Origin of the sequence: Arthrobacter sp. UYCu512 (assembly GCF_040547075.1) — a bacterium.
GTDB lineage: Bacteria > Actinomycetota > Actinomycetes > Actinomycetales > Micrococcaceae > Arthrobacter.
On sequence record NZ_JBEPPA010000004.1, the window covers coordinates 52,427 to 72,591 of the forward strand.

Annotated in this window: 19 protein-coding genes; 6 read left to right on the forward strand and 13 right to left on the reverse strand. The window is 66.5% G+C overall.

Features of this window, described 5'->3' with window-relative positions; all coding sequences use genetic code 11:
- Positions 1 to 45 precede the first annotated feature (45 nt).
- From ABIB49_RS05405 to ABIB49_RS05435, 7 genes are all read right to left on the reverse strand, one after another.
- The gene (locus ABIB49_RS05405) at positions 46 to 1,008 is read right to left on the reverse strand and encodes an ABC transporter substrate-binding protein (RefSeq protein ID WP_282359674.1); all 963 of its coding nucleotides are present in this window, start codon (positions 1,006 to 1,008) and stop codon (positions 46 to 48) included.
- Positions 1,005 to 1,751: an ABC transporter permease gene (locus tag ABIB49_RS05410; RefSeq protein ID WP_226776066.1), complete on the reverse strand. Its 747-nt coding sequence runs from the start codon at positions 1,749 to 1,751 to the stop codon at positions 1,005 to 1,007. Before ABIB49_RS05410 ends, ABIB49_RS05405 begins: the two co-directional genes overlap by 4 nt.
- Complete coding sequence (locus tag ABIB49_RS05415) at positions 1,748 to 2,482, reverse strand: ABC transporter permease (protein WP_282359677.1); 735 nt, start codon at positions 2,480 to 2,482, stop codon at positions 1,748 to 1,750. Before ABIB49_RS05415 ends, ABIB49_RS05410 begins: the two co-directional genes overlap by 4 nt.
- A complete protein-coding gene (locus ABIB49_RS05420; protein WP_282359678.1) occupies positions 2,482 to 3,576 on the reverse strand; it encodes an ABC transporter ATP-binding protein in 1,095 nt (364 codons plus the stop codon). Before ABIB49_RS05420 ends, ABIB49_RS05415 begins: the two co-directional genes overlap by 1 nt.
- Positions 3,577 to 3,843: 267 nt before the next feature.
- Positions 3,844 to 5,016 (reverse strand): ribosome small subunit-dependent GTPase A, encoded by a 1,173-nt coding sequence (rsgA, locus tag ABIB49_RS05425; protein WP_282359679.1) that lies wholly within the window; start codon positions 5,014 to 5,016, stop codon positions 3,844 to 3,846.
- A gap of 276 nt (positions 5,017 to 5,292) precedes the next feature.
- Positions 5,293 to 5,745 carry an NUDIX hydrolase gene (locus ABIB49_RS05430; protein ID WP_226776063.1) on the reverse strand — a complete coding sequence of 151 codons (453 nt, stop codon included), beginning with the start codon at positions 5,743 to 5,745 and terminating at the stop codon, positions 5,293 to 5,295.
- Between the two features lie 25 nt (positions 5,746 to 5,770).
- On the reverse strand, positions 5,771 to 6,715 hold the full coding sequence (locus ABIB49_RS05435; RefSeq protein ID WP_502913762.1) for an N-acetylglucosamine kinase: 945 nt from the start codon (positions 6,713 to 6,715) through the stop codon (positions 5,771 to 5,773).
- Positions 6,716 to 6,751: 36 nt separating this feature from the next.
- Here ABIB49_RS05435 and ABIB49_RS05440 point away from each other — a divergent pair, with 36 nt between their 5' ends.
- Positions 6,752 to 7,804, forward strand: a complete 1,053-nt coding sequence (locus tag ABIB49_RS05440) for a nitronate monooxygenase (RefSeq protein ID WP_282359680.1) — start codon at positions 6,752 to 6,754, stop codon at positions 7,802 to 7,804.
- A gap of 97 nt (positions 7,805 to 7,901) precedes the next feature.
- Here ABIB49_RS05440 and ABIB49_RS05445 read toward each other — a convergent pair whose 3' ends face one another.
- Entirely contained in the window at positions 7,902 to 8,951 is a 1,050-nt protein-coding gene (locus ABIB49_RS05445) for a LysR family transcriptional regulator (RefSeq protein WP_282359681.1), read from the reverse strand.
- A 66-nt stretch (positions 8,952 to 9,017) separates the two neighbouring features.
- On the opposite strand from ABIB49_RS05445, the gene ABIB49_RS05450 reads away from it, so the two are divergent.
- Complete coding sequence (locus ABIB49_RS05450; RefSeq protein WP_282359682.1) at positions 9,018 to 10,319, forward strand: MFS transporter; 1,302 nt, start codon at positions 9,018 to 9,020, stop codon at positions 10,317 to 10,319.
- On the opposite strand, the gene ABIB49_RS05455 is transcribed toward ABIB49_RS05450, so the two are convergent.
- Positions 10,309 to 11,472 carry a trans-sulfuration enzyme family protein gene (locus ABIB49_RS05455; RefSeq protein WP_282359684.1) on the reverse strand — a complete coding sequence of 388 codons (1,164 nt, stop codon included), beginning with the start codon at positions 11,470 to 11,472 and terminating at the stop codon, positions 10,309 to 10,311. The two genes, ABIB49_RS05450 and ABIB49_RS05455, sit on opposite strands and share 11 nt — an antisense overlap.
- Before the next feature lie 133 nt (positions 11,473 to 11,605).
- Between ABIB49_RS05455 and ABIB49_RS05460 the strand changes: the two genes are divergently transcribed.
- The gene (locus ABIB49_RS05460; protein ID WP_226773977.1) at positions 11,606 to 12,112 is read left to right on the forward strand and encodes an Lrp/AsnC family transcriptional regulator; all 507 of its coding nucleotides are present in this window, start codon (positions 11,606 to 11,608) and stop codon (positions 12,110 to 12,112) included.
- A 54-nt stretch (positions 12,113 to 12,166) separates the two neighbouring features.
- Here the strand turns inward: ABIB49_RS05460 and ABIB49_RS05465 are convergent, their stop codons facing one another.
- On the reverse strand, positions 12,167 to 13,405 hold the full coding sequence (locus ABIB49_RS05465; protein ID WP_283480965.1) for an MFS transporter: 1,239 nt from the start codon (positions 13,403 to 13,405) through the stop codon (positions 12,167 to 12,169).
- Positions 13,406 to 13,561: 156 nt separating this feature from the next.
- Here ABIB49_RS05465 and ABIB49_RS05470 point away from each other — a divergent pair, with 156 nt between their 5' ends.
- Genes ABIB49_RS05470 through ABIB49_RS05480 form a run of 3 tightly spaced genes read left to right on the forward strand, consistent with a single transcriptional unit; the run spans position 13,562 to position 16,840 of the window.
- Positions 13,562 to 14,092, forward strand: coding sequence for an Lrp/AsnC family transcriptional regulator (locus ABIB49_RS05470; protein ID WP_226773979.1), 531 nt, complete (start codon positions 13,562 to 13,564; stop codon positions 14,090 to 14,092).
- Between the two features lie 7 nt (positions 14,093 to 14,099).
- Complete coding sequence (gene corA / locus ABIB49_RS05475; RefSeq protein ID WP_226773980.1) at positions 14,100 to 15,095, forward strand: magnesium/cobalt transporter CorA; 996 nt, start codon at positions 14,100 to 14,102, stop codon at positions 15,093 to 15,095.
- Between the two features lie 38 nt (positions 15,096 to 15,133).
- Complete coding sequence (locus tag ABIB49_RS05480; RefSeq protein ID WP_282359687.1) at positions 15,134 to 16,840, forward strand: ABC1 kinase family protein; 1,707 nt, start codon at positions 15,134 to 15,136, stop codon at positions 16,838 to 16,840.
- A gap of 44 nt (positions 16,841 to 16,884) precedes the next feature.
- Here ABIB49_RS05480 and ABIB49_RS05485 read toward each other — a convergent pair whose 3' ends face one another.
- The 3 genes from ABIB49_RS05485 to ABIB49_RS05495 form a co-directional block, all read right to left on the reverse strand.
- Entirely contained in the window at positions 16,885 to 17,199 is a 315-nt protein-coding gene (locus ABIB49_RS05485) for a hypothetical protein (RefSeq protein ID WP_226773982.1), read from the reverse strand.
- 86 nt (positions 17,200 to 17,285) lie between these two features.
- Complete coding sequence (locus tag ABIB49_RS05490) at positions 17,286 to 18,878, reverse strand: ABC-F family ATP-binding cassette domain-containing protein (RefSeq protein ID WP_282359688.1); 1,593 nt, start codon at positions 18,876 to 18,878, stop codon at positions 17,286 to 17,288.
- 63 nt (positions 18,879 to 18,941) lie between these two features.
- Positions 18,942 to 20,045: a N5-glutamine methyltransferase family protein gene (locus ABIB49_RS05495; protein WP_282359689.1), complete on the reverse strand. Its 1,104-nt coding sequence runs from the start codon at positions 20,043 to 20,045 to the stop codon at positions 18,942 to 18,944.
- Between the last annotated feature and the right edge of the window lie 120 nt (positions 20,046 to 20,165).

The window sequence follows — 20,165 nt, forward strand, 5'->3', positions numbered from 1 at the left end:
GTCCGGCCACCGCCGTCGTTCCTCAGAAAAAGCCGGGGGCAGGCCCTACTTGACCAGTCCCTTGTCCTTGAGCCAGGCCGCAGCAGCGTCCTTCGGGTTTTGCTTCTGGCTGCCGCTGACAGCCCGGTTGAGGTTAATCAGGTCTTCGGTGGTGAGAACCTTCGAGACCGCGTTCAGGGTTTCCTTCGCCTTGTCCGTCATCTTGGCCTTGTTGTACAGCGGGAGGACCTGCTGGGCGATGAAGTTGTCCTTCGGGTCCTCGAGCACCACCAGGTCGTTGTCTGCGATGGACGGAGTGGTGGTGTAGATGTCGGCTACCTGGACCTGGTCCGAGAGGAGGGCCTTGAGCGTGACGGCACCCCCGCCGTCGCTGAACGGTTCCAGCTTCTTGGGCACGCAGTCGTAGTTCTTCTTCAGGCCGGGGAGCCCGTAGGCGCGCTCCGCGAAGGTCGCCGGGGCACCCACCACGATTTCGCTGCAGACTTTGGCGAGGTCCTCGATCGACTTCAACTGGTACTTCTCCGCAGTGGCCTTGGTCACAACCATCGCGTCCTTGTCCTCTGCCTTGGAAGCCTCCAGCACGGCCAGTCCCTCAGGCAGCTTCTCCGAGAGTGCCTTGTAGATGTCTCCCGCGGAGACCTCCGTGGCGTCCTTGCTCACGTGCAGCAGCAGGTTTCCGCTGTAATCGGGAATGACGTCCACTGATCCGTCCTGGACCGCCTTGAAATAAACCTCGCGGGAACCGATGTTCGGCTTGGTGCTTGCCGTGACGCCGGCCCCGTTCAGTGCACCGGCGTAGACCTCGGCGACGATCTGGCTTTCAGGGAAATCGGCCGAACCGATTACGAGGGCCGCGCCGGAACCGGAGCCGGTTCCGGCAGAGGCGGGTGCGGTGGAGAGCGGATCGGATGAGCCGCCGCAGGCGGACAATGCCATGGCCAGGCCGACGCCGGCGGCCAGGCCGCCGAATGCGCGCCTGCCGAGTGCTCGTTGGCGGGTTTCCTTCATGACGTACCTCCTTGAACAACAGTCCCCGCTGGTACGGGGTCTGTGAGATCAACCGCAGCCTGATGGCTTCGGTTTGGCTGTGATGCGGTTCCCCGGGACAGGAAGAGCCGCTGGATGAGGGCAAGGGCCAGGTCGACGGTGATCGCGAGGCCGGCGATGAGCAGGGAGCCGCCCAGCATCTGCGGGAAGTCTGAGAGCACAAGCCCGTCGAACAAGTAGCGGCCAAGCCCCCCCAGGTTGATATATGCGACGACCGAGACGGTGGCGATGGCCTGGAGTGTACCGGTCCGGAATCCGCCGTACATCACGGGCAGCGCGTTGGGAAACTCGGCCCGGAAGAGCACCTGGAGTTCGGTCATGCCCATGGCCCGCGCGGCGTCGACGACGTTCCGGTCCACACTGGAAATGCCGGCATAGGTGCCGGCGAGCAGCGGCGGCACGGTCAGGATCACAAGCGCCCAGATCGGCGGCATCAGTCCGATGCCGGCCAGCAGGACAAAGAGCGTCAGCAGGCCGAGGGTCGGCAGCGCACGCAGGGCGCCGGCGAGAGCAACAACGGCGACCCGCCCGCGCCCGGTATGCCCGACGTAGAGGCCGATAGGCACCGCAATGGCGGTGGCGATCAGCATCACCAGGCCGGTGTACAGCAGGTGCTCCACGAGACGTTCCGGGATGCCGGCGCTGCCCGTCCAGTGCTTGGGGTCGCCGAGCCATGCGAAGGTTTCGGTCACGACGTTGCTCATGCGTTTCCCCCGCCCGTCTTGGGACGGGCGAACCGGAGCGCCGCGGCCTTGGTCCCCGGCGTGTGGTGGCCGGATTCGGTGCCGGCAGCCGGGGCGGCCGCGGCACGGTTCCAGGGTGTCAGCAGCCGCTCCAGCAGGACCAGGACAGCGTCCATCACCAGCGCGAGAATCAGGATGGCGATGATGCCCACCATCACTTCGGTGACGAAATCGCGCTGCAGCCCGGAGGTGAAAAGCATACCGAGGTTGCCGATGCCCAGCAGGGCCGCGACGCTGACCAGTGAGATGTTACTTACTGAGACGACGCGCAATCCGGCAAAAAGCACCGGCAGGGAAAGCGGCAGATCGATCTGCAGGAAGCGGGCAAAGGGCTTGAAGCCCATGGCGACCGCCGCCTGCCGGAGGTCCTCGTCGACGGAGTCAAAAGCATCCAGGGTGGCACGTACCAGCAGGGCGACGGCATAGAGGGTCAGGGCAACAACCACGTTGACCGGGTCCAGGATCCGCGTCCCCAGCACGGTCGGCAGGATGATAAAAAGCGCCAGGGACGGGATGGTGTACAGCAGTGAGGACGCCGTCACCAGCACGGACCGCAGTCCGCGGTTCTGCCGCGCAAATTGTGCCACCGGCACTGCAATCAGCACTCCGAAAACCATCGGCAAGATGGCCAGGACGAGGTGTTGCCCGGCGAGCCTGTAGACCTGAGCGCTGTTTGCCAGGAACCATTCCATCAGAGCGCGCCGTGCCGGACGTGCCGGTCCGATTCGATCACGGCGAGGACTTCTTCAGCGGTGATAACGCCGGCCACCCGGCCGTCCTCGTCCACGACGACGCCGAGACCGGAGGGCGAGGACAGGGCCGCGTCGAGCGCGCGGCGGAGCGTGTCGCCCTTGCGGAAGAGAGACCCGCCGGGAACCGATTCGGACCCCATGCCCGGGCCCGACCAGCCCAGCGGACGCAGGTCGTGACCGACCAGCAGTTGCCAACCGGCGGCGTCGTTGCCGGCGAGTTTGAGTTCATCGGCAGTAACTGTCCTGGCAGGGTGCACTGTGACGCCGTCGGACGGGCTGAAAGCGAGGTGGCGGAAGCCGCGGTCCCGGCCCACAAACGAGGCCACAAAGTCGTTGGCGGGGGCACGCAGGATCTCTTCCGGAGTTGCGTACTGCGCCAGTTTGCCACCCAGGCCAAAGACAGCCACCTTGTCCCCCAGCACCGTGGCCTCGTCAATGTCGTGCGTGACGAACACGATGGTCTTGGCCAGGTCGCGCTGTAGCCGCAGGAGTTCCTGCTGCAATTCGTCGCGGACCACCGGGTCCACGGCGCTGAAAGGCTCATCCATCAGCAGCACGGGCGGGTCCGCGGCAAGCGCACGCGCCACTCCCACACGCTGCTGCTGGCCGCCGGACAGCTGAGAGGGATACCGTTTGCCCAGCGCGGACGCCAGCCCGACGACGTCGAGAAGTTCGTGTGCGCGTTTGAGCGCCTCGGCCTTGGACACGCCGTTGAGCCGGGGAACCGTGGCGATATTGTCCAGTACCGAGCGGTGCGGCATCAGCCCGGAAGACTGCATCACGTAGCCCATGGAGCGGCGCAGCTTCGCCGCCGGCCCTGTCGTAACGTCCTCGCCACCCACTGTGATGGATCCCGACGTCGGCTCGACCATCCGATTGATCATCCGCAGCGAGGTGGTCTTGCCGCACCCCGACGGCCCGACAAAGACCGTAATGGCTGCCTTGTCGATGGACATGGTCAGGTCATCGACGGCCGGCGCGCCGCCCTGGTACTGCTTGGTGACGTTCTGGAACTCGATCATGGCTTCAGCCATTTCCGGGCTTACCTAACTGTTGGCGGCAATATCGGACGGTCCAGCTTGCTGATCTTAGGCATGCTGATTTTTGACTGTAAAGCAGTAGGACCCAGCGTAGCCAGCGCTACTGACAAAGTCAGGAAAAAGCAGTGAAATCGTCAAGGGCGCTGTTGCTGACTTAATGATTCGTAGGGCGGCCGGTTTTGGATGGGTGCCGCAGGAAAAAACTTCCGCCGCGGCACCCACCCTTGCGCTACGGCACATCCCGCGGCACCCTGCGCAGTGTCACCGGTGCCGCCGGCCGGCCCCTGGCTGCCCGCTCCGGCCTCTCCTGCCGCGTCTTACACCTTGGTTTTCCGCAGCCTCGTGGCTGTCCCGCGCCGCCGCCCGCTGGCTTTTACCGGCGTCGGCGATCTGTTGCTGCCGCCCCCGCGCAAAAGCGCGGTCGGCGGCAGCATCATGCCGCCGGGACAGGGCTTTGAGTTCACGCTGCAGTTTCAGGTAGCTCTCCCAGCGGCGGTCATCGAGGGATCCGTCACCGAGTGCGCCCTGCACGGCACAGCCGGGTTCGCTGCCGTGGGCGCAATCGGAAAACCGGCACCGTGCGAAGAGCTCCTCGAGATCGCCGAACATTTGCGCCATCCCGCCGTCGGCATCGAAGAGCCCGAAGCCTCGAACCCCCGGAGTGTCCATCAGCACCGCACCGCCGGGCAGAGGCACCAGTTCGCGGGAGGTGGTGGTGTGCTTTCCTTTGCCGTCACCGGCGCGGACTGCTCCCGTATCCTGGACCCGGACGCCGGCGAGGGCGTTGATAAGAGTCGACTTACCGGCCCCCGAAGGGCCCAGCAGCACAAGGGTGCCGCCGGGCGGGAGGTGGCCCAGCAGTTCGTCGAGGCCGTCACGCTGTTCCGCGGAGGTGGTGATTACCGCGACGCCGGCGGCCTGGCGAATTACGGTGCCAACGACGTCGTCCGCGATGTCGGCAAGGTCCGCTTTGGTGATGATGACCATCGGTGTGGCACCCGAGTCCCACGCGGCGACGAGGGTCCGTTCCAGCCGGTTATGGCTAAGCGGCCGGTCCACGGGCACCACAATGCCGACGACATCCATGTTGGCGGCGAGGACCTGTGCCTCGGACGAGCCTTCAAAGGCGCGTTTGCGGCTCAGTTCCGAGTGCCGCGGGAGAATCCCGGTGATGGCAGCCTCTCCAGCCGCGTTGGATCCCAGCCAGGCCCAGTCCCCGGTGACGGGCAGTGCGCCGTTGCCGGGGTAGGGCAAGTGGAGGGTCGTATCGCAGGTGGCGATGAGGACCAGGTTTCGGTCCACCCTGATGATCCGCCCCGTGCCGGTGCCGCCGGGCACAGGGTGGGCCGCGTACCGATCGGCGATGCCGGCAGTGAAGCCGTAGGCCGCGGGGCCCACAAGCAGTTGCTTGGTTTTGGCCGGGCTGGCGCCCATGGCGCCTGGACGTGCAGAAGAAGATCTCAACGAGGAACCCTTAGGTGGGCCCCGGTGCGCGTGCCGCGCTGCGGGTTCGTTTGAACCTCGCCGAGTTAGGGCTGGCGGTTGCTGCTGACCGGGGAAAAAATATGGGGCTGGCTGGTGGTGGCGCGCAGTGCGCACAGTTCGGTTGCAGTCATCATCTCCACCTCCCGCGTCACTTCCAGAATGCCGCCGCATATTTTGCCGACGGTCCCAGCCTAACCGGGCTCCCCCGCCCTGGCTAGGACGCCGTCAGGAGACTTTTCCGTTGACTGGCCGCTCGCGGCGGAGCCGGAGCGCCGCGTCGACGAGCGAGACCTTGTTCAGCCCTTCGACCTCGGCCAACGGAATCCAGGCCGCGTGTGTGGTGCTGCCGTCCACCTCGTGCCGTAAGTGCCCGCCGGTGACCGTCGCCTCGTAGACGAGCCGGAGCGATTGGAAGTCCCGTTCACCGCCGTCGATCCGGATCTCAGCCGGCCAATGGCCAACATCAATCCCCAGCATGGCACCGACTTCGGCGTGGTACCCCGTCTCCTCGTAAACCTCACGGCGGCAGCCGTCGACAGGGTGCTCGGCCAGGTCAAGGCCGCCCCCCGGCAGGGTCCAGCCTTCCTTGCCACCTTGCTTCCAATACGCCAGGAGGATGGCGCCGTCGCGGATGATGACCGCGTACGCGGCGGGGCGGGTGTCGAAGTTCAGGCTCATTGCTCCAGCGTAGTAGCCGGCCGGATCAGCCTCGGCGCTGCTCGGCTACCAGCCGCAGCACTCCAAAGACGGGGTCCTGCGCCAGGACGCGGACGTCGGTGATGCCCGCATCGGCCAGCGCGGCCCGGAAGGATTCCTGCAGGAGCTGCACGTTCATACCCAGTCCGCCGCCCAGGATTACCGGGCCCTGGCTGCCCAACTGCCGGACCGTCTGCACCGCGAGGGAAGCGAGATCCCGTCCGGCCTGGTCCACCAGCTCCTGGCTGGCGGCGTGGCCGGCGAGGGCGGCATCGACCACCAGCCGGGCCCGCTCGGCCCAATACCGGCGCCCCGTGTCCGCAGAATGGAACAGCGCGATCAGTTTGTTGGGTTCATCCGCACCGCAGGATGCCAGCAGCGCCGTGGTGAGCTGGTCCGGTTCCAGCCCCTGATTCATCCGGCGAAGGCTGTGGCGTACCGCCTCACGGCCCAGCCAGTAGCCGCTGCCCTCGTCTCCGAGCAGGTAGCCCCAGCCGCCGGCCCGGGCTTCCTCGCCGCCACTGTTCCGGCCCCAAGCAGCCGAGCCCGTTCCGCCAATAACAGCGACGCCGGTGGTGGCGCCGCCGGCCGCCAGCAGGAGCCGCGAATCGTGGACCACTGTGATGCGGGCACCCGGCACGTTAGGGGCGATCAGGGCGGCGAGCGCCGCGGCGTCGTCATCGGTATCGATGCCACCGGCGCCCGCATAGACCTGGGAAACCTTGCCGCCGCCGATCCTGGCGAAGAGCTCCACGAGGTTCAGGGCAGCCTCTTCGCGGCTGACATTTTGGACGTTGGAGCTGCCTACGGATTCGTCGGCCACTGCCTTGCCGGCCTCAAAGCGCACCCCGCGCGTCTTGGTCCCGCCGATATCAAGGCCGATCACGGCACCCGTGGCGGGCGCGGTCGGGAGAACAGGGTCCGCCGCCGGCGGGATGTCAGAATGAGTCACCGGACCAGACTACTGAATCACCGACAGGAGTGAGCAATGTCGCACCACATCTTCGACTCGCGCATCATCGCCGCCCCGATGGCCGGCGGAGCATCAACTCCGGACTTTGTGAAAGCGGTGCACGATGCCGGCGGCTTGGGTTTCCTGGCCGCAGGCTACAAAACCGTGGAGGCCATGCAGGCGGAGATCCGCAGCTCGCGCGCCCTCGGGGGCCGGTTCGGGATCAATGTCTTTGTGCCGGACCCCGCCCAGCTGCCACCGTCCGCAGCGTTACGCGCGCAGCTTGAGGACTATCGCGGCAGCCTGCGCGCGGATGCCCTCCGGTACGGCATTGATATCCCGCCGCTGCGGCTTGATGACAACGACCAGTGGCCGGGCAAAGTCGAGTTATTGATGGCAGATCCGGTGGAACTGGTCAGCTTTGTGTTCGGCCTGCCGGGCACCGACGTGGTGCGCGCGCTGCATCGGGCCGGCTCCGCTGTGCTTGCGACCGTCACGACGGTTTCCGAGGCGCTGGAGGCCGCAGGACAGGGCGTGGACGCACTGGTGGTGCAGCACGGCAGCGCCGGCGGCCACAGTGCGGCCTTTCAGCCGGGCGCCACGGGGCGCGGCCACAACCGCGGCGGCGGCGGCGGCGGGCCAGGCTCGACGGCGGAACTTGTCACAGCGGTGCGGGCCGCCGTCGGGATCCCGCTGGTGGCTGCCGGCGGAGTGATGGACCGGGCGGGAGTCGAGGAGGTTCTGGCCGCGGGGGCCCAGGCGGCGCAGCTGGGCACCGCGTTCCTCCGCACGGCCGAAAGCGGCGCCCGGCAGCTGCATAAGGATGCCCTCGCCAGTCCGCACTTCACCCGGACGGCGCTGACCCGGGCCTTCACCGGACGGCCGGCCCGGGCCTTGGTTAACGACTTTGTCCGGGACCATCCCGATGCCCCGGACGCTTACCCGGCTGTGCACCACCTGACCGCCCCGCTGCGCGCCGCTGCTGCCGCCGCAGGGGACGGAGAGCGGGTCAACCTCTGGGCCGGGACGGGCTGGCAACGGGCCCGGGCCGGATCCGTTGCGGAGGTAGTGGCGGAGCTGCTGGGCTGACGGCCGGAAGGGATACCGCCGGCTCGCGGCTTTCGGACGTACTCGCGGTTTCGATGCGGCGAGCCCGGATCGAACCCGCTAGCGGATGACGGCGGTTTCAGGCGCCGGAGCGCTCGCGGACGAAGCCTGCCAGGAGTGCAGGGCCTTCACTGAGCACCAGCTCCCGGAACAGGCGCACCGGGTACGGCTCGGGGCCTGCTCCCCCGCGCCGTTCCCGCCAGGCCAGGCCAATCTCCCGAAAGGCGAGGCCTGAATCCAGTGCGAGCTCCACCCAGCCAAGGTCGCCGGGCTGCGCGGCGCCCTCGGGGGCAGGGGCAGGGCCGCCGGGGGCAGGGGCAGGGCCGCCGGGGGCAGGGGCAGGGCCGCCGGGCGGGAGGATGCTGACGCCGAGCCCTGCCGAGACGAGTCCCCTGGCGGTGTGGGTGTCCTGGCTCTCGAACGCGATGCGGGGCCGGAAACCAGCTTCCCGGAACAACGCGTCTGTCAGCGAGCGCATGCCATAGCCGGGACCCATCGCCACGAAGGGTTCGCCCCGGATCTCCGCCAGAGCGGCCCGACGGCGTCCCGCGAGCGGGTGCCTGTGGTGCACAACGAGCCGCAACGGTTCCCGGTACAGGGCAGCGGAGGAGATCAGCCGGCCGGGAACCGCGACAGGGGCGGTCAGCGCCAGGTCTGCCGCACCGGCAGCCAACTCCGCCAGGCAACCGGCCCGTGCCCCCTGGCTGAGGTCGAAGGCCGGCTGGGGATGCCGGACGCGGAAGGCGCTGATCAACAGCGGCAGCATTGCCTCCCCGAAGGTGTGCTGGAAGGACACCGCGATCCGGCCCCGTGCCACCTCCGACTCATGCCGGACCAGGTCCAGGCCGGACTGGAACTCGCCCAGCGCAGCCTCGATATGCGGAAGGAGCGCCCTGGCCGCGGAGGTCAGCCGCACGCCGCGGCCGTCACGGATCAGCAGTTCGGTTCCGATGATGCTGCTGGCCCTCGCGATTCCCCGGCTGACTGTCGATTGTGGCAGTCCCAGCACTTCTGCCGTCGCAGTAATGTGCTGGGTCCGTCCGAGCTCGGCCAGCAAAGGAAGCAGCGGCAGCAGCTGGGCCATCTGTTTGTGCTCCACGCCCGTCGACCAATCTTTCCATCGTTCCATATTTGCTATTGATTCTATGGGAAACATGCATTGGAGACATGCCTTTGGGGAGCCTATCCTGAGATCATGCCCCGACGCCTGCGCCGCCAACTCCCCACCGCAGGCTCCGCGGCAACACCGGGCGTCATCGGCGTGGCGGGGCCGGCCTGGCCAGGGCACGCCAGGGGATCCGCGGCCTACACGAAGATTCTTGCCGGACTGGCCTTTGCCGGCGTCGCCACCTTCGCGCAGTTGTACTCCACCCAGGCGGTCCTGCCGATGATGGCAACGGAGTTGCAGGTCACGGCAGCCGAGGCGGCACTGACGATCTCCGTAGCCACTGCGGGGCTTGCCGTGACGGTACTTCCTTGGTCGTTCCTGGCCGACCGCATCGGCCGCGTCCGTGCCATGATGTGGGGCATCTCGGCGGCGACGGTCCTGGGCCTGATGGTCCCGCTCGCCGCCAGCCTCCCGATCTTGCTGGGCCTGCGGATGCTCGAAGGAATGGCCCTGGGCGGCATCCCCGCCATCGCCATTGCATACCTGCATGAGGAGGTCAACAAGGCCCACGCGGCGCTGGCGGCCGGAACATATGTCGCCGGCACCACCCTGGGCGGGCTGGCCGGCCGGCTGGTTGCCGGCTTTGTCGGCGAACTCTGGGGTTGGCGGGCCGCTGCCCTGGCCGTCTCGCTCCTCGCGGCCGCGGCGGCCGCCATGTTCCTGCTCCTGGTGCCCCGGGCCAGGGGCTTCACGGCGGCAACGGCCGGCGGCTTTCGCGGCGCGCTCCGCACTCTGGCCGGACACGCCCGGAACCCGCGCCTGATGGCCCTCTACATCCAGGCATTCCTGCTGATGGGCGGATTCGTGGCCGTCTACAACTACCTTGGCTTCCGGCTTTCCGGGGAACCCTTTGGCCTGCCGGCCACTATTGTCAGCCTGATCTTCCTGGCCTACCTTGCCGGCACTGTCTCCTCCCGCTGGGCCGGCGGACTCACTGCGCGGTTCGGGCGGCGCACTGTGCTGATCGCAGGAACGATGCTGATGGTGGCCGGCCTGGCCCTGACACTGCTTCAATTGCTGGCGCCCATCCTGGTGGGCCTGCTGCTGTTCACAGCCGGCTTTTTCGCGGCGCACAGCGTCGGCGCTGGCTGGACCGGGGTAATTGCCAGGACCGGCAGGGCCCAGGCAGCCTCGCTCTACAACCTCGCCTACTACCTCGGATCCAGCGTCATCGGCTGGGCCGGCGGACTGGTCTTCCAGTCACTTGGCTGGGCGGCCCTGGCCCTGGCCGTGATCGGGCTGGCCGGCACGACGGCTGTGATCACCGCCGTCGTGCACCCCGCCCGGCAGGCGGCCCCGGCCGCTGCTCCGGCTCCGGCTAGCGGGTAGCTTCGATGGCCTGCACGAGGTCAGCCACAACGTCGGCCGGGTCTTCCAGGCCAATCGAGACCCGCAGCAGGCTGGCATTCGGTTTAGCCTCGGCTGCAACCGGCCGGTGCGTCAGCCCAGCCGGATGCTGGATCAGGGTGTCGATGCCGCCGAGCGAAACCGCATGCGTAATCATGCCGACCGCACCGGGAATCCGTTCGGCCTGCTCAGCGCTGCCCACCTCGAACGCGATCAGCGAGCCCGGACCCGCCATCTGGCTGCCGATCAGCCCCTGCGGATCGCACTCGGGCAGCCCAGGGTAGAAGACACGCCGAACGAGCCCGTGCCCGGCCAGGGCGACCGCAACCTTCTGCGCACTGGCTTGCTGAGCGCGCACCCGGACCGGGAGCGTGGCGAGGCCGCGGTGGAGCAGGTAGGCCGGCCACGGTGTGAGAATGCCGCCGGTGACGGCCCGGATCTGGCGCAGCCGCGTGCTCCATTCGGGAGCGGCAGCCACCACACCGCCCATCGCATCGCCATGTCCGCCGAGGAACTTGGTGGCGCTGTGCAGGACCATATCGGCACCAAGGTCGAAGGGCTGCTGAAGGATGGGGCTCGCGAAAGTGTTGTCAACCAGAAGCGGGACGCCGTCCGCCGCTGCGGCCACCCGGGCAATATCGACGAGTTCCAGGCTCGGGTTAGCCGGCGTCTCAAGGATCACCAGTCCGGTATCGGGCCGGAGCGCGGCGTGCACACCGTCCGGGGTGGCGAATGTAACGTCATTGCCAAGCACCCCCGATGCCAGCAGATAGTCGCTCCCGCCGTACAGCGGCCGCACCGCGACCACATGCTTCTTTTCGGTCGCGACGACCGCTAGCAATACAGCACTAAGCGCGGCCATACCGGTGGCAAATGCGACCGCCTCCGGTGTCTTTTCGAGGACGGCGACGCCTTCTTCGAACCGCGCAACGGTCGGATTCCAGAGCCGCTGGTAGACGGTGCTCTGCCCTTCCAAATGAGCGCCGCCGGTGGCCATGTGTTCATAGGCGAGGCCCCCGTCGTGCACGGACGGAAGCGGCGCGGTGGTGGAAAGATCGATCGGCACAGCGTGAACGCCCAGTTCCGTGAGGCCGTTCCGGCCGGCGTGGACTGCCAGCGAGTCTTGAGAAAGCACCGTTGCTCCTTATGAATATTCACCATTGAATACCAGAAGTATCCGGCAATAATTCGGAGTTTTGTAGGGTCGACGAATGGAAGTGCCGGAATCAGCCGCTTATGATGAACTGACAACACACCAAGGAGGACCCGTGGGCAGCAGTGCGAAGAATCTTCGGCCCGGAGCCAGCTCCGGCGAGCCGTTGGACGCCATCGACGAGCGCTTGCTCGCGGCCCTCGTGGCCGACGCCAGGATCTCCAACAAGCAGCTCGCCGAACTGGTCGGCATCGCTCCGTCCACGGCCCTGATGCGCACCAGGGCGCTAACCGAACGCGGCATCATCGAAGGCTTCGAGGCGAAGCTGAGCCTGTCCGCGATCGGCCGTTCCGTGCAGGCCCTCATTGCCGTCAGGCTCCGGGCCCACGACCGCGAGCAGATCGACCGCTTTACCGCCCGGGTCCCGAAGCTCCCTGCAGTCCTGTCCACGTTCCACACCTCGGGTTCGGTCGATTACCTGCTGCATATCGCAGTCGCCACCACTGAAGATCTGCGGGACTGGGTGCTGGACAACCTGGCCACCGACCCGGTCGTGGGCCACACCGAAACCACCCTCGTGTTCGACCACATCCAGGGAAACCTGGGCCCGCTGCCGGATTAGGACTACCGTCCGCCGCCGTCCGGTGCGGCTCTCAGGTCAGGCCCGGCGATCACGTCAGGCCCGGCGCAACGCCCCGCGCAGCGTGATCAGAGCAAGGACACCCGCTGCGATGGCGCAGAGCACAACGAAGCCCGTGACCGCAGTCTGCAGGCCAACGACCCCGGCTGCCAGCCCAAGCCCGATGACGGGAAACGCGCTGCCCAGGTAGGTAATGACGTAGACGGTGCTGATGATCTGTGCGTGGCGGGACGCCTCGACCCTTCCGGCAACATCATTGAATACTGTCCGGAAGGAGACTCCCTGTCCGATTCCGGCGGCCACGCTTGCGGTGATCAGCAGCCACGGGCTGCTCCACGCGGCAGCCGCGGCGATCAGCAGCACCGACACGGCCAGCACGCCCAGCCCGGCAGGCACCACAAAACGGCCCCGGACGGCGAGGAGTTGGCTGAGCGCGGAGGACCCGAGCGTCAGTCCCGCCAGCAGCCCGATCAGCGGCCGCGAATCGGCGTGCACAATCTGGGCGAAATAGCCAGGCGCCAAGGAGAGACAGAAGCCGAAGACGGTGAAACTGAGAAAGCCCACCGAGGACGCCAGCCAAAATGCCCCGCGCGCCTCGCTGGAGACCGATGGCCGGCGCGGCGCCAGCACCCGCAACGGCTGCGGACCCGCGATCGAGGTGATGGCCGGACGGGCCTTCAGCAGGTACAGCGGGACCAGCAGCCCTGCAAGTAGCAGCGAATGCAGGTAGTACGGAGTCGAGGTGGGCCCCGGCAGCATCGAAAGCACTCCCCCGATGGCGGGACCGGCCGCCACGCCGCCCGCCGACGCCAGCAAGGTGAACCTCGACGCCCACTCGGGACGGCTGGGCAGCAGCTCGCGCAGCGCCGCCGAACTGGCGCCGGTGGCGAGCGCCACAGCAATGCCCTGCAGCGCCCGGCCGGCACACAGCGCGAACATGCTGTCCGCCGTTGCAAACACCGAACCTCCCGCAAGGCCCACCAGCACCGAAAGCATCAGCGCTGCCCGCCGGCCGATGTGGTCGGACCAGTGGCCTGCCAGGATCAGGGTGGCCACCAGCGCCAGTACATAGGCGGAAAACGCCACAGTGATATCCAGGGCGGTGATGCCAAGCTTGGCCTGCAGCAGCGGGTAGATCGGGGTCGCTAGATTCGCGCCGACAAGCAGCGTGAAGATCACGGCGCCGGCCATCACCAGCCGGGCCGTAGTGGAGGCGTCCCAGCCCCAGCGTTCTGCCGTGGCGGGGCGCATGCGAAGCTCGCTGAAGACCGTCATATCCATGCCCTTGCGTAAAACCGGACCGCGTATTCCCTGTGATGGGGGAACGGCCAGCCCGTGATGATTTGATACATCAAGAATGGGGCATTGCTGATCGAGTCAGCCTATTTTCATGCCAAAATTGATCAAAACAGTCAAGCTGCTACCGTCAAAATGAACCGGAGTGATGATTTGAACAGCCTGGACCCCACCGACCTGAAAATCCTGCTGGCGCTGATCCGGGATCCGCGGGTACAGATTGGCGAGCTCAGTGAAACGTTGGGCATCGCGCGCAACACCGCCCAGTCCCGGGTAAGGCGCATGCAGCGTTCCGGTTTGCTGCACGACGGCGGCCGCGAAATCGACCTGGAGGCGGTGGGCTACGACGTCGTCGCATTCGTCACCATTGAGGTGAACCACCGGGAACTCGACGGTGTGGTGGGCGCACTGCGCCTGATTGCACAGGTCCTGGAAGTGCACGAGATCTCCGGACGCGGCGATGTCTGGTGCCGCGTTGTGGCCACCGACACCCACAACCTCCAGGTTGCCCTTCGCTCCATCCTTCGGGTCAAAGGCGTCATCCGGACCGAGACAGTCCTGGCCCTGCATACCCATATCCCCTACCGGACCGAGCCGCTGATTAGCCGGCTGGCCTTGGGCGGCGCGGCGGCTCCAGCAGCCCCGCGGGCGCAGAAGCCGGGATAATGGTCCCGTGACTATCATCGATAACGCCGTCTACGTTGACGGCGTCCGCAGCGTCGAGCCGCAGAGCCTCGAACAGACCTTTGACATCCTGAACCGGCAGGGCGGCATGGCGTGGGTTGGCCTCTACCGGCCGACCGAAGACGAAATGGCCGCTGTCGCCGCGGAGTTTGGACTGCATCCGCTCGCCGTAGAGGATGCAATTTCCGCCCATCAGCGACCCAAACTGGAACGTTACGATGACAACCTCTTCACTGTGCTGCGGCCCGCACGGTATCTGGACGAGACTGAAACAGTGGAGTTCGGCGAACTCCACGTATTCACTGGCAGGAACTTTGTGGTCACCATCCGGCACGCCGAGAGCGGCGGGGTGGCGCAGGTGCGGCGACAGTTGGAACAGCGTCCAGAGCTCCTCAGCCACGGCCCGGAGGCTGTCCTCTACGCCCTGATGGACCAGGTAGTGGACGATTACGTTCCCGTCGTGGCGGGACTGGAAAATGATATCGACGAGATCGAAGACCAGCTGTTCAGCGGCGATTCCACTGTTTCACGGCGGATCTACGAACTGGCCCGGGAAGTCATCCAGTTCCAGCGGGCCATCCACCCGCTGCCGGCGATGATGCAGCTGCTGCGGCGGGGATTCGAAAAATACGGCGTGGACATCGATCTCCAACACAAGCTCCGCGACGTCGAAGACCACGTGGAGCGGCTGATTTCCCGCGCTGATTCCTTTCGCGACCTGCTGCAGAACGCACTCACCCTCGATGGCACGCTGACCGCCAACCGGCAAAACGAGGCCAGCGCCGAGCAGAACGAGCAGGTAAAGAAAATTTCGTCGTGGGCGGCAATTTTCTTCGCCCCGTCATTTGTCGCGGGCGTCTACGGGATGAACTTCGTCCGGATGCCCGAACTGCAGTGGGCCTACGGCTACCCAATGGCCATCGGGCTGATGGCCGGAACCGCAGCGCTGATGTACACGATCTTCAAACGGAAGGACTGGCTGTAGCCGACCCCGCCCGGCAGGTCCGCGTGTAGTCTGGCGTCATGAGCGCGCGGCGGGACCGGTTCCGGGACATCGTGGAGATCCTGACCAAGCACGGGCTGGGCTTCGCGCTGGCACACTTCGGGCTGGACAGGTTCCGGCCCGCCGGCGGGAACGCGGGACAGGATCACCATCGGCCACCCCGGGAAGCGAGCCTGCCGGTGCGCGTCCGGCTCGCCTTGGAAGACCTCGGGGCCGTGTACATCAAGTTCGGCCAGATCATCTCAACGCGAACGGACCTACTGCCTCCGGAGTACGCCACCGAACTGGCCAAACTCCAGGACGCATCCCCGCCCGTTGCTGCTGGGCAGGTCCGTGCGGTGATCGCCGAGGAACTCGGCAGCGCGGCGGACTGGCTGCTCGAATCGCTGGAGGACAATCCGCTCGCCACCGGTTCCATCGGCCAGGTCCACTGCGCCCGGATCGCGCCGGACCCGGCAGACCTTGCGAAAACTGTCCCGGGTGACACTGCCGGTGGCGGCCGGAATCTCGACGTTGTGGTCAAGGTCCGCCGGCCCGGCGTTGTGGACCAGATCAATGAGGATCTGGAGCTCGTGGCCGAGCTCGCCAAACGGGCCGAGCGGGCGTCCACGAGGGCAGCCGGACTCCATCTGGCTGCCCTCGTCGACGAGTTCTCCCAGACCCTGCGCGCAGAACTGGACTACCTGCAGGAAGCCAGGAACGCGGAGCACTTCGCCGCAAATTTCGCCGCCGACAACCGGGTCCATATTCCCAAGGTCTTCTGGGACACGACCACATCCCGGATCCTCACGCTGGAGCGTATCCGCGGCATCAAAGTCAACGACGCCGCCGCGTTGCAGGCTGCGGGAATCAACACCGGCATGCTCGCCCACGAGGCGTGCAGCATCTTGCTGAAGATGGTTTTCGAGGACGGCTTCTTCCACGCCGACCCGCATCCCGGGAACTTCTTTGTGGAACCGGACGGGCGCCTGGGCATCATTGACTTCGGCATGGTAGGCCGAATCAGCGACGGCACCCGCGAACACCTGGTCCGGATGCTCCTGGCCGTCGTGGAACAGGACGCCGCCCGGCTGACCACGGCCCTGGTCCGCCTGTGTGCGGCTCAGGCAAACGATGGCTTGGCCGAACTGCAAGCGGACCTGGGCCGGCTTGTGGACCGTTACGCCGGCCGGCCGCTGGCCGAGATTGCGATCGTGGCAGTCCTTTCGGAGCTGGCGGGCCTGTTGCGCAAATACCGGCTGCGGTTGCCGCGGGAGATGGCCCTGCTGCTGAAGATGCTGGTCATGGCGGACGGGCTGGGCAAACAGCTGGACCCCCGATTCGAGCTGACCACCCAGCTGGGCCCTTACACGCAGAAGATTATCCTCGGCTCGCTGTCACCGGAAGCCCTCACGGAGCGACTGGCGAAGCTCGGCCGGGAGGCCCTGCGCTTCGGGGCAGATGCGCCGGAAATCCTGCGCCGAATGGTCGAGGTCCTCGAGCGCGGTGGCATCGACATTCATTTCCGCGCCGATGAACTGGACCGGCTCATGGACAAGGCGGAGAAGACCGGGAACCGGATTGTCGCCGGGCTTATCACCGCAGCCCTGATCAACGCCGTCGGGGAGCTGGTGTCAGTCCAGCCGGACCGCTGGCGGAACTGGCCGAAAACACTCTTCGCCGCCGGTATCGGCGGCGTCGGCGCGCTGGGCGCCTACCTCGCCGTAACCGCCCGGCACCGGAAATAGCGGCCCCGCCGGAGTCGCCGTCAGCGGCGTCGCCGGAGTCGCCGTCAGCGGCGTCGCCGTGCCTGTGCGAGCAGCCGGCTGAATGCCAGGATGAACACGGCCTCGATGAGCACCATCAGCCCGAGCAGGAGCCACTGGCCTTGGCTGCTGAAGGCGACGGCGCCAACCACCACCAGGATGGTGCCGAGCGTCAAGGCATAAACGGCGAAGCCGACGGCCACTTTCGCACTGCGCACGCCCGTGCGGAAACCGAACCCGACGGGTTCACCGCCGGGGTAGCCGCGCACCCGGTCGGGCTGCGCCGGAGTGAGCTTGTCGAACTCATCCCACGGGTCCCGGTCCGGATCTTGCGTAGCCATGGTTCGATTATCCCGCTTCAGGGCCACCAGCGCAGTCCCGGGGCGTTTAAACCGCCGGCAAGGTGGATGCCCCGGTGGACGAACACCTAGGCGACACGGACATCGATTTCACCGGGGGCTGCGCCGTCGGCGCCGAACACCACGTGGCGGTTGGCGATTTTCTCGCTGAAGAAACGGTCGTGGCTGACCACCACCACGGCACCGGGAAAGTGCATCAGCGCACGTTCCATGACCTGGGTGCTGGACATGTCCAGATGGTTGGTCGGCTCATCCAGCAGCAGGACCGAGGCGCCGGAGAGGAGGCACTGCGCCATGGCGACGCGCGCCTTCTGCCCGCCGGACAGGTTCCCGATCTTCTGCTTGAGGTCGGCCTCGGAGAACTGGAACATCGCCAGGAACCGGTTAACGGACTTCTTCGTGGCGCTAAAGGCCAGGCTGTCAGGCAGCGCATTGACCGCGTGCGACACCGTATCGGCGTCGTCGAGGTCCTCAAGCATCTGGTTGTAGGAGACAAAACCCGGCCCCTTGGCCCAGGCCACCGCACCGGAATCGGCTTGCTCTTCGCCGGTCAGCACCTTCAGCAGCGTGGACTTGCCAGTGCCGTTGGAGCCAAGGATCACAATCCGGTTCCCCCGCCGGATCTCGAAGCTCAAATTCTCGAACAGCAGCTTGTCCCCATAGGCCTTGCCCAGCCCCTCCACCCGGCAGAGGACGTCCTTGACGTGCAGGCCGCCGTAGATCTCCGTGACGATCTGGTCGACGGGACGCGGTGTGCGGGACTTCTTAATCTTGGCCAACTGGTTCCCCAGCCCGCGGCCGGCCGCTTTGGCGGCTTCACGCCGGTCGGCAATCCCCTCGGCTTCAAAGGCCAGCAGTTCAGATTCGTGCACAAACTGCTGCTCGAGGGTTTTGAGTCGGAACTGTTTTTGCACCACGTATTCGCCGAAGTTCCCCGGGTATTCGTGCAGGTGGAAGTTCTCAACCTCGATGATCCGCGTGACCACGGCGTCCAGGAATTTCCGGTCGTGCGAGACGATGATTGCGGCGCCCTTGAAGTCCCGGAACCAGCTTTCGAGCCACTCGACACCGGCGACGTCCAGGAAGTTGGTGGGCTCATCGAGCAGGAGCACGTCGGGGCCTTCGAGCAGGATCTTGGCCAGCGCCGCACGGTTGCGCCAGCCTCCGGAGAGTTCGTCGATCGCGCAGCGGCGGTGGGCCTCGTCAAAGCCCAAGGTGGTCAGAACGGTATCGATGCGCCGCGGGTAGTCCCAGCCGTTGAGCCGTTCCATGTCCTCGAAGAGCTCAGCCTGCCTGCTGATCAGCCGGTCCAGTTCGCTCTCGGCGGGACCATCGGCGATGGCGGAATCGATGGCGGCCAGTTCCGCCTCGACCGTCTTGATGTCGGAAAACAGCGCATCGAGTACTTCCAGGATGGTCGCTTCACCGTTGAGTTCCGAGAACTGGGAGAAGTAGCCCACTTTGGTATCCAGCTCCAGGGCGACGGTGCCCGTGTCAGGTGTGACCTGGTCGAGGATGAGCTTGAGGATGGTGGTCTTGCCGGAGCCGTTTTTCCCGATCAGGCCCACCCGGTCCCCGGCTTCAAGGCGGAAGAACACCTCGCGAAAGATCTGGGTGTTCTCGAAGCGCACACTGACATCTTGCAGCCGGATCAGGCTCATGGGTTGTTTTCTTTCTTGGTGATGGGTTCGGAACAGCAATTGTGCGTCTGGCGCGGCGCAGCACTAACGGATTGCGAGCCGCCACAGGGAGGTGACCTCGGCTGCGCGGGCGGCGAACAGCGGATCGTTGCGGTCTGATGCCTTGGGGTGGGTTGGCCTGGTGTCGAGCCGTTCCAGTACTTTCAGGCCGGCCGCCTCGATGGCGTCAATCAGTTCCTTACGGGACCGCAGCCCCAGGTGTTCCGCCAGGTCCGACAGGACGAGCCAGCCTTCGCCGCCTGGTTCCAGGTGGTCGGGAAGTTCGTTCAGGAAACGGAACAACATCCGGCTGCCGGGGTCGTAGACGGCGTTGTCGAGGGACGAATGCGGCGTCGCCGGAATCCAGGGCGGATTGCACACGATCAGTGGTGCGCGCCCGGGCGGGAACATATCGGTCAGGACCGCCTCGGCACGGTCCTCGACCCCCAGACTCCGGAAGTTTTCGCGGGCACACGCAACCGCGCGGTGTTCATTGTCTGTTGCCAGCACACGCTGGACGCCGCGCCGGGCGAGGACGGCTGCCAGTACCCCGGTGCCGGTGCCGACGTCGAACGCCAGCGTGTGCGATGGCAGCGCGGCCGCGGCCACCAGGTCCACGTACTCACTGCGGGTCGGGAAAAACGTGCCGTAGTGCGGATGGATGCGGCCCTGCAGGGCGTCCACGTGGACACCCTTCCGCCGCCACTCGTGCGCTCCGATAGCCCCGACCAGCTCATGGAGCGACACCACCGACGGTTCGCTGATGGTCCCGTATGCCGCCTCGGCGGCCGCGCGGATGTCCGGGGCGCGCCGTAGCGGCACCACCGGGCCCGGATCAAGCGGAATCAGCAACAAGCCGAGAACGCGTGCGCGGTGCGACCGGGACTGCCTGTGGCGGTAGAACTCATCGGCAGGTGCGGCAGCGGCCTTCTTTTTCCCGGCCCCGAGCCGCCGGTCCAGGGCGTTGAGGATTTGACGCGCATTGTGGAAGTCACCGTGCCAGAGCATCGCGATGCCCTGGGACGCCATCCGGTTCGCGTCATCGGCTGTCAGGGAATCGGTGACCACCTCGATACGCGACGGCGCCAGCCTGCCGTTCGCTGAGCGCCAGCGGGCGGTCTTGCCCTGGCCGGCCTCGGCCCACGTCACGACGGCGGGATCATCCGGTGCCGGTGCCCGAGGGGGCTTGCGGGCCAGCGTTAGAGGTGCCGGCGGGCGGCCAGGAACGGCGGTAGTAATAAGAGTTCCAATCCCAGAGTCCGAGGGGCG